Source organism: Paenibacillus sp. HGF5 (assembly GCF_000204455.1).
Classification (GTDB): Bacteria; Bacillota; Bacilli; order Paenibacillales; family Paenibacillaceae; genus Paenibacillus_AQ; species Paenibacillus_AQ lautus_A.
Genome location: NZ_AEXS01000082.1, coordinates 1 through 14558, shown reverse-complemented (window position 1 = coordinate 14558; position 14558 = coordinate 1). Strand labels below are relative to the sequence as shown.

The 14558-nt window shown below is 51.1% G+C and carries 14 protein-coding genes and 1 other RNA gene; 14 read left to right on the top strand and 1 reads right to left on the bottom strand.

Translation table 11 applies throughout. The annotated features are described in order from the left end of the window. From HMPREF9412_RS13535 to HMPREF9412_RS13505, 8 genes are all read left to right on the top strand, one after another. On the top strand, positions 1 to 594 hold a 594-nt coding region (locus HMPREF9412_RS13535), incomplete at its 5' end, for a DALR anticodon-binding domain-containing protein (RefSeq protein ID WP_254664049.1). 214 nt (positions 595 to 808) lie between these two features. Beyond that, entirely contained in the window at positions 809 to 1285 is a 477-nt protein-coding gene (locus HMPREF9412_RS13530; protein ID WP_009592134.1) for a YaiI/YqxD family protein, read from the top strand. A 41-nt stretch (positions 1286 to 1326) separates the two neighbouring features. Then, on the top strand, positions 1327 to 3144 hold the full coding sequence (gene dnaG, locus HMPREF9412_RS13525; RefSeq protein ID WP_009592131.1) for a DNA primase: 1818 nt from the start codon (positions 1327 to 1329) through the stop codon (positions 3142 to 3144). A 42-nt stretch (positions 3145 to 3186) separates the two neighbouring features. Next, positions 3187 to 4317, top strand: coding sequence for an RNA polymerase sigma factor RpoD (gene rpoD / locus HMPREF9412_RS13520; RefSeq protein ID WP_036666181.1), 1131 nt, complete (start codon positions 3187 to 3189; stop codon positions 4315 to 4317). A gap of 263 nt (positions 4318 to 4580) precedes the next feature. Then, a complete protein-coding gene (locus HMPREF9412_RS13515; RefSeq protein WP_036672177.1) occupies positions 4581 to 5339 on the top strand; it encodes a tRNA (adenine(22)-N(1))-methyltransferase in 759 nt (252 codons plus the stop codon). Beyond that, positions 5315 to 6430, top strand: coding sequence for a Nif3-like dinuclear metal center hexameric protein (locus tag HMPREF9412_RS13510; protein WP_009592132.1), 1116 nt, complete (start codon positions 5315 to 5317; stop codon positions 6428 to 6430). Before HMPREF9412_RS13515 ends, HMPREF9412_RS13510 begins: the two co-directional genes overlap by 25 nt. Positions 6431 to 6518: 88 nt before the next feature. Beyond that, an RNA gene (gene rnpB, locus HMPREF9412_RS31735) (RNase P RNA component class A) lies at positions 6519 to 6925 on the top strand. A gap of 318 nt (positions 6926 to 7243) precedes the next feature. Further along, entirely contained in the window at positions 7244 to 7522 is a 279-nt protein-coding gene (locus HMPREF9412_RS13505) for a hypothetical protein (RefSeq protein ID WP_015734209.1), read from the top strand. A gap of 68 nt (positions 7523 to 7590) precedes the next feature. Here the strand turns inward: HMPREF9412_RS13505 and HMPREF9412_RS13500 are convergent, their stop codons facing one another. Then, a complete protein-coding gene (locus HMPREF9412_RS13500) occupies positions 7591 to 9519 on the bottom strand; it encodes a S8 family peptidase (RefSeq protein ID WP_009592133.1) in 1929 nt (642 codons plus the stop codon). A 256-nt stretch (positions 9520 to 9775) separates the two neighbouring features. On the opposite strand from HMPREF9412_RS13500, the gene HMPREF9412_RS13495 reads away from it, so the two are divergent. From HMPREF9412_RS13495 to thiI, 6 genes are all read left to right on the top strand, one after another. Beyond that, positions 9776 to 10282: a YpuI family protein gene (locus tag HMPREF9412_RS13495; protein WP_009592128.1), complete on the top strand. Its 507-nt coding sequence runs from the start codon at positions 9776 to 9778 to the stop codon at positions 10280 to 10282. Between the two features lie 138 nt (positions 10283 to 10420). Then, positions 10421 to 10645: a DUF1540 domain-containing protein gene (locus HMPREF9412_RS13490; protein WP_006209042.1), complete on the top strand. Its 225-nt coding sequence runs from the start codon at positions 10421 to 10423 to the stop codon at positions 10643 to 10645. Positions 10646 to 10714: 69 nt separating this feature from the next. Then, entirely contained in the window at positions 10715 to 11077 is a 363-nt protein-coding gene (locus HMPREF9412_RS13485) for a hypothetical protein (protein ID WP_009592139.1), read from the top strand. A gap of 156 nt (positions 11078 to 11233) precedes the next feature. Continuing rightward, positions 11234 to 11923 (top strand): lytic transglycosylase domain-containing protein, encoded by a 690-nt coding sequence (locus HMPREF9412_RS13480; protein ID WP_009592138.1) that lies wholly within the window; start codon positions 11234 to 11236, stop codon positions 11921 to 11923. Positions 11924 to 12091: 168 nt separating this feature from the next. Then, positions 12092 to 13252, top strand: coding sequence for a cysteine desulfurase family protein (locus HMPREF9412_RS13475; protein WP_036672179.1), 1161 nt, complete (start codon positions 12092 to 12094; stop codon positions 13250 to 13252). After that, on the top strand, positions 13249 to 14487 hold the full coding sequence (thiI, locus tag HMPREF9412_RS13470; protein WP_009592130.1) for a tRNA uracil 4-sulfurtransferase ThiI: 1239 nt from the start codon (positions 13249 to 13251) through the stop codon (positions 14485 to 14487). The genes HMPREF9412_RS13475 and thiI overlap by 4 nt, the downstream gene beginning before the upstream one ends. The last annotated feature ends 71 nt before the right edge of the window (positions 14488 to 14558 follow it).

The window sequence follows — 14558 nt, the reverse complement described above, 5'->3', positions numbered from 1 at the left end:
AAACTTCCGGTGACTTTATCCGACGTGTTCGGCGTGGCGCTCGAGGTTCACGAGAACATTCGCGTATTGAAGCGATCGACGGACGAAATCCGCAAAGACCTTAAGGAGTTCTTCGGGCTTCGCGTGAAGAAGCTGTTGTCCGAAGACCAGCGTTATGATGTGGTGGATGCGGTTATTACGGCCGGATTCGATCATGTGGTGTCCGTCGTATCCCGCGGCCATGCGCTGATGAATGCCGTGGAGAGCGTCCAGGATTTCAAAACGACGGTAGAGTCCTTCAACCGGGTCAGCAATTTGGCTGCCAAAGCGGGTAAGGCCGCTGTCAACGCCGAACTGTTCACGGAATCGGAAGAAAACAAGCTTTATGAAGCTTGGAACGCGATTCGCGCAGATTACCATGCCGCGCTGCAGGCAGCGGAGGGCGAACGTTCGCTGTCCTTGCTGAGTGGACTAAGGGAGCCGATTACCGGGTTCTTTGATTCGGTGATGGTGATGGCTGAAGACGAAGCGGTTCGGGCCAATCGCCTCGCGCTGCTCTCTGGAATCGATGGTGATCTGAAGCAGTATGCCGATTTCACGAAATTGGTGTGGTAGTAGTGACAGCATGATTTTGCAAATGGTATAATGTATTGTTCAGTGAAAGCGACAGCCCGCGGTTCAGCGCGGGATGGCGCTTTCGCTATGAACGGACGGATTCAAGCATGGGCAAGGTCATTGTTTATTTGGGCAGCAGGATTTTAATCGGCCAAAGACGTATATAATAATATACAGCATAATAAGGACCCAAGATTAAAGATAAGAGCCGGTGATGCGTATGAACGAAAGCTCCATTTCGATCGTGGTTGACGGGGATGCTTGTCCAGTCAAGAAGGAAATCGCAGAGACTGCTCGTGCATTCCGCGTGCCGGTGCTGCTTGTTTCTTCCTATGATCATCTGCTGCAAGCCGAAGAAGGGGTTACGACGATCCAGGTGGACCGGAGTGATCAAAGTGCGGACCTCTACATCGCCAACCACATATCCAGGGGGGATATCGTGGTGACGCAGGATTATGGACTGGCTGCGCTTGCGCTTGCCAAATCATGCCACGTGATCTCCTTTCGCGGCCGTATTTTCCATAATACGGATATTGATTTCATGCTGGATTCCCGTCATCATCAGGCGAAGGCGAGGAAACAAGGAAGGTATGGCAAAGGGCCCAAGAAACTGCTTGACGAAGACCGGAGGTTTTTTCAACATAAACTGACAAAACTTTTGCGTGAATTGCAGGAGAATGTCCACCCGTAGCGAATACTATTTACGTGCCAAAAGAGATGAAGGTGGTTTGGATGAGTACCGGACAAGGCAATATTCCGGATGATGTCATTGAGGAAGTACTGGCCAAAAGCGATATTGTGGATACGGTCAGCAAATACGTGCATCTTACCAAACAGGGGAAATACCTGAAGGGCTTATGCCCGTTTCACTCAGAGAAGACTCCTTCCTTTACGGTTACACCGGAACGCCAAATCTTTTACTGCTATGGCTGCGGTAAGGGCGGAAACGCCATTAAGTTTAGAATGGAAATCGAAGGATTTTCTTTTCCCGAAGCCGTCAAGACAATGGCAGAAGAGAATGATATCTCGTTGCCGGAAGGTCAAGGAGTTCCCGTAATTCCTCGTAATCCGGAAAAAGAACGTTTGATTGAAGCGTATGAGCTTAGCGCCAAGCTGTACCATTTCCTGCTGAAGAATACGGAACATGGTACGGAAGCCATGAAGTATTTAAGAGCCCGCGGAATGAACGACAAGATGATTGATCAGTTTCAAATCGGTTATGCGCCAGATCGTTGGGACACGCTGGTTCAGTTCCTGACCAAACGCTCCTTTGACTTGAAAGAGATGGAAAGAGGCGGTTTATTATCCGCAAGACATGAACAAGAAGGCTATCTCGACCGTTTTCGCGGACGAATCATGTTTCCGATACATGACCGCAGCGGCAAGGTCATCGCGTTTGCTGGCAGAATACTGGGGGACGGTCAACCGAAGTACCTGAATTCCCCGGAGACACTTCTATTTAATAAGAGCCGTACATTGTACAACCTGCACCAGGCCAAAACATCCATACGCAAATTGCGTCAAATCCTATTATTCGAAGGATACGGCGATGTCATTTCGTCATGGGAAGCAGGACTGCACAACGGCGTGGCAACGATGGGAACCTCTCTAACGGAAAACCAAGTGGCAATCATGAAATCGGTGGCTGAAGAAGTTGTTGTTGTCTATGATGGCGATAAAGCCGGCATGGCCGCCGCGTCAAAAGTCATTCCAATGCTGGAAGGCGTTGGTCTCAAGGTACGAATCGCTTTGGTGAACGAAGGAATGGACCCGGATGATTATATCCGCAAGTTCGGTCCCGAGCGTTTCAGGCATGTGGTAGAAACAGCCGTTTCAACAACAAAATTTAAACTTATATATCTGAAGAAAAACCATATACTGCTAGAAGAAGATGGTAAAATTGCGTACGCCAAAGAGGCACTGCCCATTATCGCCGTACTGAATTCCTCAACCGAACGGGAGGTTTATTTGAGGGAATTATCCTCCGAGCTTCATCTTTCCTACGAAAGTCTTAAGCAGGATTGCAATCTGCTTCGGCAATCGATGCAAAAAAAGATGGGCGATGGGGATAATAAGGAAAAAAGGTGGAATAATGGTAGGCATAAAAAAGGGCGCCAGCCCGCCCCGGCACTTCTGCCTGCTTACCATGCTGCAGAACGGCGGCTGCTGTCGCTGATGCTGCAGGATGCGGAGGCCGCGCGATACGTTGGCGATCGCCTGGGAGAAGCGTTTAATATTGAAGATCATGCGGCAATCGCTGCTTATCTATATGCTTTTTACGCACAGGGCAAATCTCCGGATATCAGCCGTTTCATGTCATCGCTCCAAGACGATCGTTTGGAAATGACGGTCAGCTCGATCATGATGATGGAAGCACCCGCCGAGTGGAACGTTCAAGTGCTCGATGATTGCATACGCGAGGTGCTGAAATTTCCGCAGCAAAGAGAGATCGACCAGAAAAAAGAAGAAATGATAAAAGCGGAGCGCTCAGGTGATTTTTTGCGAGCCGCGCAAATTGCAAGTGAGATTATCGCCCTAGAAAGACAATGAAGCCCCGCGCATTGCTGTTTCTAGGGAGGAGGGAGTCGAATGATGGCGAATGATCAGCATACTGAACTAGAAACGGAATTTACGCTGGATCAAGTCAAGGATCAGTTGATTGAACAGGGTAAAAAGAGATCCGTATTAAGCTATAAAGATATTATGGAGAAATTGTCGCCATTTGATCAGGACACGGAGCAGATGGAAGAGTTCTATGAGCAGCTGGCCGACCTGGGTATCGATGTGGTAAATGAAAATGACGAAGAGGGCCCTCACCGGCAATCGGGAGATTCCGAATCCCATGATAATGAGGATTTTGGATTTGACGACGATCTTTCACTGCCTCCGGGGATCAAGATTAACGACCCGGTTCGGATGTACCTGAAGGAAATTGGACGGGTTCCGCTGTTGTCCGCGGATGATGAGATTGAGCTTGCCAACCGGATTGAACAGGGAGATGAAGAAGCCAAGCGCCGTCTGGCCGAAGCCAACCTGCGTCTCGTCGTAAGTATTGCGAAGCGTTATGTGGGTCGTGGAATGCTGTTCCTGGATTTGATCCAGGAGGGCAACATGGGTTTGATCAAAGCCGTGGAGAAATTCGATTACAAAAAAGGCTTCAAATTCAGTACGTATGCGACTTGGTGGATTCGCCAAGCGATCACGCGCGCGATCGCGGACCAGGCCCGTACCATCCGTATTCCCGTGCATATGGTAGAGACCATCAACAAGCTGATACGTGTATCCAGACAGCTTCTGCAGGAGCTTGGACGTGAGCCTTCGCCGGAGGAAATTGCTGCAGAGATGGAACTCAGCGTTGAGAAGGTCCGGGAGATCATGAAGATTGCCCAGGAGCCGGTTTCGCTGGAAACGCCGATCGGCGAAGAGGACGATTCCCATCTTGGGGATTTCATCGAGGATCAGGAAGCACTCGCTCCTGCTGACGCGGCTGCCTACGAGCTCCTGAAGGAACAGCTCGAGGACGTGCTGGATACGCTGACAGAGCGCGAGGAGAATGTCCTTCGCCTTCGTTTCGGACTCGATGACGGCCGCACAAGAACGCTGGAAGAGGTCGGCAAAGTATTCGGCGTTACGCGTGAGCGGATACGGCAGATCGAAGCCAAAGCGCTCCGTAAGCTTCGTCACCCGAGCCGCAGCAAACGGTTAAAGGATTTTCTCGAATAGCTTAATCCACGGACCTTCTGCAGTAACGCAGCAGGTCCTTTTTTTCGAATGCAAGCAGGGTGAATGACGTTTCTTGGTTCTGGAATTTCTTCCTGCATTTGTTGTATTGGTCTTTATTTTAGCTCTTTTCCAGACCCATTGCAAATGACCTGGCACCAGGGTTGGTTTGCCGGATTTGCGGGTTTGCAGTTTGGTATCGTGTCTGTTAGGGTAATGGATAGATCGTGGATGGAACGAAAATATGGAATGTAAGGGTGTCAGCATTGAAATTATCAAGAAGATTAACGAAAATTCTGGAGAAGATTCCTCGCGGCAGCAAACTTGCAGATATCGGTTCGGATCATGCCTTGCTGCCCGTGGCTGCCGTGGAGTGCGGAGCTGCGGTTCAAGCTGTCGCCGGTGAGGTAAATCCAGGCCCATACGATGCTGCCGTCAAGCAGGTCATCGAATCAGGGATGACCGATGTCATCAGCGTGCGAAAAGGGGACGGATTGAATGTGCTCTCGGCCGGTGAGGCGGACGTTATTACCATTGCCGGCATGGGCGGCAGCCTGATTGCAGCGATTCTGGATCGCGGGATCGAGAAGCTGGCCGGCGTTCGCAGGCTTGTTTTACAGCCGAACGTGGGAGAGGACATTTTGCGCAGATGGCTGCATTCCCATGGCTGGGTGCTGATCGAGGAATGGATCCTGGAGGAAGACGGGAAAATTTACGAGGTGCTGGTCGCAGAGCCTTCGGATACAACCGGCCTGACGAATGAACAGGTATACAAGGAAAGGACGATCGGAGACGGTGTCCGGCTTTCCGCGGACTGGCTGTTCCGTATGGGACCTTGGTTGACGCAATCCCCGAATCCGGTTTTCCATGATAAGTGGACGTCGGAGATGGAGAAGATGGGGTATATACTTCAGTCGCTATCGCGTTCGGATCTGCCCGCGGCGGCCGATAAGGCGAGCGAGATTCGATCGGATATCGAGTTTATTCAGGAGGTGCTGGCATGCTTGCCAAAGGACAAACCGTAATTCAATTCATGGAACAACTGGCCCCCAAGCACGTGGCCGAACCCGATGACCGGATCGGGCTCCAGCTTGGAACTTTGCAAAAGGACATCCGTACGGTGCTGATTGCACTGGACGTGAATGACGAAGTGGTGGATGAAGCCATTGAGCTTGGGGCCGACCTGATTATCGCGCATCATGCGATTATCTACCGTCCGCTGAAGCAGCTGCAGACGGATACGCCGATGGGCAAGGTATACGAGAAGCTGATCAAACACGACATCGCGGTCTATGTAAGCCATACGAATCTGGACGTAACCGAGGGCGGCATGAACGATTGGATGGCGGAGGCGCTGGGCATCGAGGACACGTCGCCCATCCATGACATGCATAACGAGCAGCTGTCCAAGCTGGTGGTGTTTGTTCCGAAGAGCCACCATCAAGAGGTGCTGGATGCCGTGCTCGGAGCCGGCGCAGGCTGGATCGGAAATTACAGCCACTGCAGCTTCAATATCGAGGGCTTCGGCACCTTCGTTCCAAGAGAAGGCAGCACCCCTTATCAAGGCAAGGAAGGGAAGATGGAACGGGCAGACGAGGTCCGGATCGAAACGATCGTTCCCCACACGATTAAGAACAAGGTCATCCAGGCTATGCTCAAGGCGCATCCTTATGAAGAGGTTGCCTACGATCTGTATAACATGGACTTGAAGGGAAGATCCCTCGGTCTTGGACGTGTCGGAAAGCTGAAGGAGCCCCTGACGCTGGCTGAGCTGGTCGACGTGGTAAAAGTGAAGCTGGAGGTCCCTCATGTTCGCGTAGTAGGAGAACTCGGCCGTACCCTACGCAAGGCAGCCGTTATAGGCGGATCTGGAGGACGCTACATGATGAAGGCGCTGTTCCGGGGAGCAGACGTGCTGGTAACGGGGGATGTGGATTATCATACGGCACAGGACGCGCTGGCCGCAGGACTTACCATCATTGATCCGGGCCACAATGCCGAGAAGATCATGAAAGTCAAAGTTGCCGAGTGGATGGAGCAGAAGCTGCGGGAGCATAAGTACGAAACCCGGGTCGTGGCTTCCCGCATCAATACGGAGCCGTTCCAGTTTGTTTGATTTCGGAATGGGAAAATAATCAGCTGTTGTTAATGTTTAATGGTTGTGTACCGCATGGAATCACGATATAATATGTAATGTTGTCCGGAAAGTTTGACAGACAATCGCTGGCGGCCTCAAAGCCGCGAGAGGAAAGTCCGGGCTCCATAGGGCAGGGTGCTGGATAACGTCCAGTCAGCGCGAGTTGAAGGATAGTGCCACAGAAATGGACCGCCGATGGCCGCCTTAGGGCGGTACAGGCAAGGATGGAACCGAGGTGTAAGAGACCCCGAGGAACGCTGGTGACTTCGTTCCTGGTAAACCCCACCTGGAGCAAGACCTAATGGGACGCAGTCTCCTTCGAGGAGACAGCCTTAGCCCGAGGCGCGTCCGGGTTGGTCGCTTGAGCCGATTAGCAATGATCGGCCTAGATAGATGATTGTCGCTTATGGTGGCAGGGTAGTTCCCGCTATGACCACGAAGAGCACAGAACCCGGCTTACGGAAAACTTTCCCAACTGCACAACGTTTATGAATATGCTATGGTACAAACGCGTATTTTCTTTTCACTCCTTGCGGGGTGTACAGGAAATGCGCGTTTTTTCAAGTATCAGAAAGTATAAACTTCGAAGCTTGGGTCTTCCTGATATCGCATGGAAAACTTCCTCTAACCGCTAACCGCGGTCTGTCTTCTGAGAAAGTACGTCGATAGACGTTTTTCTTCTGGATTTGTGAAAATATTGGGAGATCATGTGCCCTGTACGGATAATCGTCCATACCAAAAAGCCCTTGGGATAATAAGCTATAATCATCAACGGAAAGGAGATGCAAACACATGTCTTGTCATAACGATTATCCATGTCCTCCGGTGTCCCCGATTGTGTGCGATCCGATTGTAGTCGTGAGAGACCACTATGTACCGCAAATCGTACCGGTTATTCATCCTATAAAAGTGGTGGATAAGATTCACTGCGTCCCGGTAGAAAAACATCTGTACACGTACAGCGAAGAGGAAGTCGTAACCGAAAATGGAGGCTATGGCGGCGTTACGGTATCCGGCAAGCGTTCCAAGAAAGCTACAGTGCGTACCAGCCGTACCCGCCGGAAGAAATAAACAAGGCGGCATTGCCTCGGATCATGAATAAAGCAGCCAACGCGAGAGGGCGGAAGCTGCTTTATTCTTTATCTTTTATTCGTTGAGCCGTTTAATTTGCGGAGCTCTTGTTCCAGATTGCGAAGGGTACGGCCGGGCCACATTTGAAGAGGCACTTCAGGGGCGCCAACCGCTTTCAAGGACTGGAAGATATCGATCTGACCGTGACCGTAATATTTATCCCTTCCCTTGTCGCCGAGATCCACCGCTTGGTTGATCATGACGTCCATGACCTCTTGATTGGTCAGGTCAGGGTTAAGGGAACGGATAAGCCCCGCCATGGCGGCTGCATGGGGACTTGCCATGGAGGTCCCGGACAGAGCGGCATATTGATTTCCCGGGAAGGTGCTTGCGATATTGGTCCCTGGAGCGGCCACATCGATGTAATCGCCGTAGTTGGAATATTCCGCCCGCTTCTGATTGGAATCCGTTGCGGCGACAGCCAGCACCTCCGGATAGGCGGCAGGATAGCCGGGACGCTCCGTGTTGTCGTTTCCTGATGCGGCAACAAGCACAACATCGCGATCATACGCGTATTTGACGGCATCATGCAGGAACTGGGAGTCCGCATAGTTGCCAAGACTCATATTGATCACCTTGGCTCCGTGATCCGTGGCCCAAATAATGCCCTCCGCGACGGCATAGGTTGTTCCCGATCCGGATCCGTCAAGCGCCTTAACCGGCATGATTTTGTTGTACCAGCTAACGCCCGCAACGCCTTCGCCGTTGTTGACCAGGGCACCGATGATGCCGGCTACGTGCGTCCCGTGCCCCACATCATCCAGCGGCTGTTTGTCTTTCTCGACAATGTTGTACCCTTCCACCAATTGTCCGTCCAAATCGGAATGCTGAAGATCCACCCCAGTGTCAATTACGGCGATGATGACATCTTCGCTGCCTTTGGACAGATCCCAGCCCCGGTTTGTCTCGATGACGGGCAGATTCCATTGATATTCCGAAAACAGGAGATCATTCGGAATATTGACTTGGGCATTCGCCCCATCCGTGAAATCCGAGTTAACCCGGGATTGAGGGCTGCGATCATTGGTTAAATAAATGTAGTGAGGCTCCGTGTATTTGATTTTCCACTTTTGCTGGAAATAGGAGCGAAGCTTCTGGTAATCCATATCTCTGGAACGGAAAACATAGGCATAACCCAGTTTCCTTGGCGTTTCGCATGATATTTCCCTGGAGATATCCAGCAGCTGCTGCTTTGACGGTTCATTTTGAAAGGACACCACGATTTCATTTTCGTAAAAATGGCTGGCCTTTTCATTATCATGGCCGGTTTTGACGGTGATGTCGGAGAGGGTATCCGCATGGATGGACTCGACCCGGAATTTGCCTTCCTTCGGATACGGAATTAAGCGGAGATTCCGCTTCTGGTGATTGCTTACCTCTTGGAGCACGGCTTGATTGACCAGGGCGGCAGCGCCATATCTGCCATCCTTGGACGGTTCGGCCACAACAAAATAAGGCTGCCCCGCCGCGTTGAATTTGGGGGAATCGTAAGCTTCCCCGCGTTTCAATTTCTGCTGCGCCAGTTGAAAATGATGGGCGATCCGATTTTTGTCGGTTTTGCTCATTTTGGGAAGCTGGCCTTGAATGTCCGCCATTTTATTTTCCTTGAGGTTATACCAGCGTACTTGCTGAAAATGCTTGTGCATTTTTTGCTCTTTCTGCGTATACGCCTTGACTTGCCCCGCACTGCGCAAAGCGTCATTGCTCAGCATTTTGCGGAGGTGTCCCCTGGCATCGAGACGGTTTAATTGATCCGTTGCCTGGATATCGCCCAGCATGGTAAAATGCTTGGCCTTGTTCTCCTGCTGGGGTTTTAAGGGCCGTGACGGTTCAGCCGTTGGAGCCGGCTGTTTCGATCCGGGGATGAACAGCAAGATCAAAAGCGCGCCAATAACTGACGCTGCCCCTATAATGCTCCAAAAGGTACGAGATTTCACATATTTTCCTCCTCGCCGCATTTCAGGATTGTAAGTAATCTTAGCGTGGGAAGAGTGTATCCTTTTTATGCGTGCAAGAAATCTTTAGCCAATAAGAGTGAATACGCCAAAAAAATGTACTAAAAATAACCTTGTAAGTGTATTCATGATAGGGATTTCGTTATCCCAAAATTTGTGTTAGGATAGTACATATTAGCATGACCGTCAGGCCATTTTGGCCCGCAGGGTCACGACCATTTAAGGGGGATCTATCGTAATGCCAGCAGACAATCTTCAGAAATTATGCTCAGAATCCAGAGAAAAGTTGAAATCTGCTATTTCGATTATGGAAACGTTTTTGAATGAACATGCTTTATCTCAATTGGTAACGGAACAGGACGAGGAAACCGTTCACTTTTACAAAGGATTTCTGTCGGATGTTCGCCATTTGCTCGTATTTTCTGAAGTTTCCTATGAGAAGCTAGGCGTTGTACAGCGTCGCCCTAATTTTGATATCGATTTTGCCGAGAAGGCTTTGTATAATTTGTATCATCGCTGCGTGAACAGCTTCTTTTATCCCAAAAACGAAAGTTATTCCGAAGATGGTCGTTACGCCTACACCGGACAGGATGCCATCCGTTTCCGGAAGAAGCCGGTACGTCCCGCACGTGACGTCATCATGAACATTACCAAGATTTATGAAGAGCTTCGCGACGATCTTGCTTATTACGAGAGCGATTATTTGACGGAGCGCCGGATGCAATCCGAGAGAAGCCACGCTTAGTATAATTATGGAAGACTCAAGAGATGCCAACTGTTGGCATCTCTTTTTTGCGTTATGCGCCTAAGGCACCAACTGACAATCGTTCTCGTGCATACCGGCCATAAACATAGGAAAAAATGTTGACGAGGTGATGCTAAAATGGCCAACGAAGCCAAACCATTAGTGAAGTGCAGTGTCAGCAATTGCCATTACTGGGGAGAACAAAATTTATGTCATGCCGAGATGATTATGATCGAGATTGACCGTCATGCGAATGTGAAACTTAACGAAGAGTATGGGGCAGAGCCTTACGTAGACGATCATCAGGATGTTGCTGACAAGTCTTCCGAGACCTGCTGTCTGACCTTCAAGCCGAAGGGCTGACGGGCAGAAGCCCCGGATAAAGTCCGGGTTCCGGGCACTTTAGGATGATGGAAATGGAGGAAGCGAGCTATGGATAAAAAACATCGCAAAAATAAAATGAAGGTTGTTCAAGGCAAGCGAAACCGGGTAGACTTCCCGCGGAAGGACCACCGCGAGGAATATGCAGCCGAGGTGGCTCCGCCAATGGAAACTTCGGTACGCCATGCAGACGAGGATAAGACGGATCTGTCCACCGGCCGGGCGGTCGGATACGTAGGCCTGGTATTAGGAATAGCCTCCTTGTTCATGTGGTCGGTCATTCTCGGACCTATCGCGGCTGTCGTGGGTTATTACGCTTACAGCAAAGGCAGCAGAACGACAGGTGCTTGGTCCATAGGACTCGGCATTCTGGCGACGCTCAGTTATTTTATCTTGATTCCTTTCAGCAGATAATGATTGATTTATTTATCATCGTTCAATATGGGCGGGTCAACCGGGAAGAAGGGTTGCTCCGCCTATTTTTTTGTCGAATAGGTATAGCAGATTGTTCCAGTTCCGTGATAAAATAAGGACAAGTTTGAAATTTAACGGCAGAAAGTGAGTTAAACGATGCAAATAGATCCGATATCATGGAAGCAAATGACGGATGTATCACAGATGAATACGAATTCCACCGAATCGTCAGCCGGATTTGTCAATGTGCTGAGCAGCCTGCTTAACGAAGAATCCACTTCCAAACCGGTTGAACGTTCCATGACACAGCTGGCGCCCGGCGTCACCTTTAAGGACGGGCTGTTGTGGCAGCAGTTAGGCGTTGTGAATGAGTCCGTATCGTCGAGCACCTCGATAGAAGCAGAGGTCAACGACACCGGGGCAACAAAGCCTACGACTTTTGAGGATTTAATTACGGCGGCAGGGGAACGCTATGGCGTGCCGGTATCGTTGATCAAAGCGGTCATCGACGCAGAATCCTCGTTTAATCCGCATGCGGTCTCGTCTGCAGGTGCCAAGGGACTGATGCAGCTCATGGACGGTACGGCGAGAGGACTCGGGGTAAGCAACCCTTTTGATCCGGCTCAGAACATCGAGGGCGGTACCAAATATTTGTCCAATCTGATCCAACGGTTTGGCGGAGAGATAGCCATGGTGCTTGCTGCCTATAATGCAGGGCCGACACGCGTCGCGGGTTTGGGTGTATCCAGCGATGAAGAGCTGATGTCCGTGGCCCATGAATTGCCCAAGGAAACCCAGGCATACATTAGCAAAGTCATGAACGCCCAGTCGAAATACGCATTGTAGTCCGACTGGGGCGAATAGTAATCTGATAGAGGATCAAACGATAAGCGCCGCCTTGTCCAAGGCAAGATGGAGTGCGGCTTTACCGTTTGGTCTTTTTGTGTAAATATAAAGGTCTGGAATCATAAGCTATTTAATCTGCGATGCGTAAGATGGAAAGGGGAAATGACCTTGATATATTGGGATCACGCTGCAACGACCCCTCCTTTTGATGAAGTAGTGGACACGATGGCGGAAGTCATGAAGCTTCATTATGCTAACCCGTCAGCCCTTCACCGTTCAGGCGAAGCGGCCGCCAAATTGCAGAAAAGGGCAAGAGAGGTGTGCGCAGCCGCGCTGGACGTTCAGCCGGATGAGATCGTATTTACGTCCGGGGCAACCGAGGGCAATAACATGGCGATAAAAGGGGCTGCGATGCAGTACAGCAGCCGGGGCAAGCATATCATCACGACAGGAATCGAGCATCCATCCGTATATGAATGCTGCAGACAGCTGGAAACGCTGGGCTGGGAAGTGACATACCTTCCCGTGGATGCCGAAGGCATGGTGGATCTGGCTGCCTTAAGCGAAGCGGTCCGTAAAGATACGGTGCTGGTCAGCATCATGCATGTGAATAATGAAACGGGGGCCGTACAGCCGCTGGCGGACGTGGGGCGTATCGTGAAGGAGCGGAACCCGCGCACGCTGCTGCATATCGATGGCGTACAGGGATTCGGCAAGGTCCCGGTCTCGCTATCCGGGTGGCAGGCCGATTTGTACAGCTTGTCCGCACATAAGTTCAACGGTCCAAGGGGAATGGGGGTGCTGTACATCAGGCGAGGCGTCCAGCTCTTTCCCTTGATATCCGGCGGATCCCAGGAGAGCGGGCATCGGGCGGGCACGGAGAATGTTGCCGGAGCGGTAGCGATGTCTAAGGCCATGCGATTGTCCAGGGAAAATCAGCCTGAGCTTTATGCCAGGATGACGGAGATCAGGGAGCTGCTGTTTCAGGGCATCCGCAAAATTCCGGGCTTGGTGTTAAACAGCAGCGAGCAGAGCGCGCCGCACATCATTCATTTTTCATATCCGGGATTAAAACCCGAGGTGATGGTCCATGCTCTGGAAGAGATGGGCATGCTCGTATCGACCAAATCGGCTTGTTCGTCGAAATTAAGCGAGCCCAGCCGGGTACTGTTAGCGATGGGAAAAGACTTGGAAGCAGCTTCCTCCGGAATTCGTATCAGTCTTGGCAAGGAGCATCAGTTGGGCGATGCAGCGCGGCTGGTCGAGGTATTGGCGAAAGTTTGCGGGAACCTGCGTCCCATCATAGAAAGAGAGGGTAATCGGAGATGACTTACGATAAACTGCTGCTTCGCTTTGGCGAGTTTACCCTGAAAGGCAAAAACCGCAACCGGTTCGAGAGATCGGTGCTGAATCATATTCGAAGCGTGCTCAGACCGTATCCAGGCGCGAAAATCATCAAGGAATACGGCCGCCTGTACGTCGAGCTTAACGGAGAGTCTCCCGAGGCGCTGATTCAAGTGCTGAAGAAGGTGTTTGGCCTGGTTTCCATCAGTCCTGTTCGCGTATGCTCTTCGGAACCTGACCGCATTATCGAAACAGCGGTTGATTTTGTGGGGCAGAAGGAACTGGAAGGCACGGTAACCTTCAAGGTCAATGCCAGAAGAGTATGGAAGCAATTCCCTCATTCCTCGCAAGAGATGAATCATTTGGTCGGTTCGCCATTGCTGCGGACCTATCCCCAGCTAAAAGTGAAAGTGAAGCAGCCCGATATGGAGCTGCGCGTGGAAATTCGGGAGAACGAGACGTATTTGTACTATGAAGTGATTCCCGGCGCCGGCGGTTACCCCCTTGGTACGAACGGGAAGGCAATGCTGCTCCTCTCCGGAGGAATTGACAGTCCTGTAGCGGGCTGGTCAGCGATGCGCAGGGGACTTGAACTTGAGTGCGTCCACTTCTACAGCTTCCCCTACACCAGCCAGCTTGCGAAGGAAAAGGTCATGGAGTTAACGAGGCTGTTATCGGGCTATACAGGAAAAATCAAGCTTCACCTGGTGCCGTTTACCGATGTGCAGACCTCCTTTGTCGGTATCGGCCAGGACAATCTGATCATTACTTTTATGCGCAGAGCCATGTTACGGATTGCTTCCTCGCTTGCTGAGCGGGAAGGTGCACTGGCGATCGTGACCGGGGATAGCCTAGGACAAGTGGCCAGCCAAACGCTGCCGAGCATGAATGTGATCGGAAGAGCTACCGAGCTGCCGCTGCTCCGGCCGCTCGTCATGATGGATAAGAACGACATCATCAACATTGCGATGGACATCGGCACATTTGACACGTCGATTCTGCCGTATGAGGATTGCTGCACATTGTTTGTTCCTAAATCGCCGACCACCAATCCGAATCTGAAGATTATCGAGAAGGTGGAGGCTTCGCTTACCGAGCTGCCTGCCTTGATTCAAGCGGCGATTGAAGGCACGGAGACCGTGACCATCACGCCGGACAGTAAGATCGGCGAGCTTTGCGAGAAGCGTGAGGAGCCCGTAGTCAACGAAGACTGGTTCTAAATCAGGTATGAAGCGGTGGCCGTCATGGCGCCGCCGGCAGAGTGTCTTATGCATTTGATTATAGAAACGCC

Excerpts from the sequence above, each read along its gene's own strand:
- rpoD (WP_036666181.1), top strand. The coding sequence starts at position 3,187 with ATGGCGAATGATCAGCATACTGAACTAGAAACGGAATTTACGCTGGAT.
- HMPREF9412_RS13490 (WP_006209042.1), top strand. The coding sequence starts at position 10,421 with ATGGCCAACGAAGCCAAACCATTAGTGAAGTGCAGTGTCAGCAATTGC.
- HMPREF9412_RS13505 (WP_015734209.1), top strand. The coding sequence starts at position 7,244 with ATGTCTTGTCATAACGATTATCCATGTCCTCCGGTGTCCCCGATTGTG.
- HMPREF9412_RS13530 (WP_009592134.1), top strand. The coding sequence starts at position 809 with ATGCGTATGAACGAAAGCTCCATTTCGATCGTGGTTGACGGGGATGCT.
- HMPREF9412_RS13495 (WP_009592128.1), top strand. The coding sequence starts at position 9,776 with ATGCCAGCAGACAATCTTCAGAAATTATGCTCAGAATCCAGAGAAAAG.
- dnaG (WP_009592131.1), top strand. The coding sequence starts at position 1,327 with ATGAGTACCGGACAAGGCAATATTCCGGATGATGTCATTGAGGAAGTA.
- HMPREF9412_RS13480 (WP_009592138.1), top strand. The coding sequence starts at position 11,234 with ATGCAAATAGATCCGATATCATGGAAGCAAATGACGGATGTATCACAG.
- HMPREF9412_RS13510 (WP_009592132.1), top strand. The coding sequence starts at position 5,315 with ATGCTTGCCAAAGGACAAACCGTAATTCAATTCATGGAACAACTGGCC.
- HMPREF9412_RS13485 (WP_009592139.1), top strand. The coding sequence starts at position 10,715 with ATGGATAAAAAACATCGCAAAAATAAAATGAAGGTTGTTCAAGGCAAG.
- thiI (WP_009592130.1), top strand. The coding sequence starts at position 13,249 with ATGACTTACGATAAACTGCTGCTTCGCTTTGGCGAGTTTACCCTGAAA.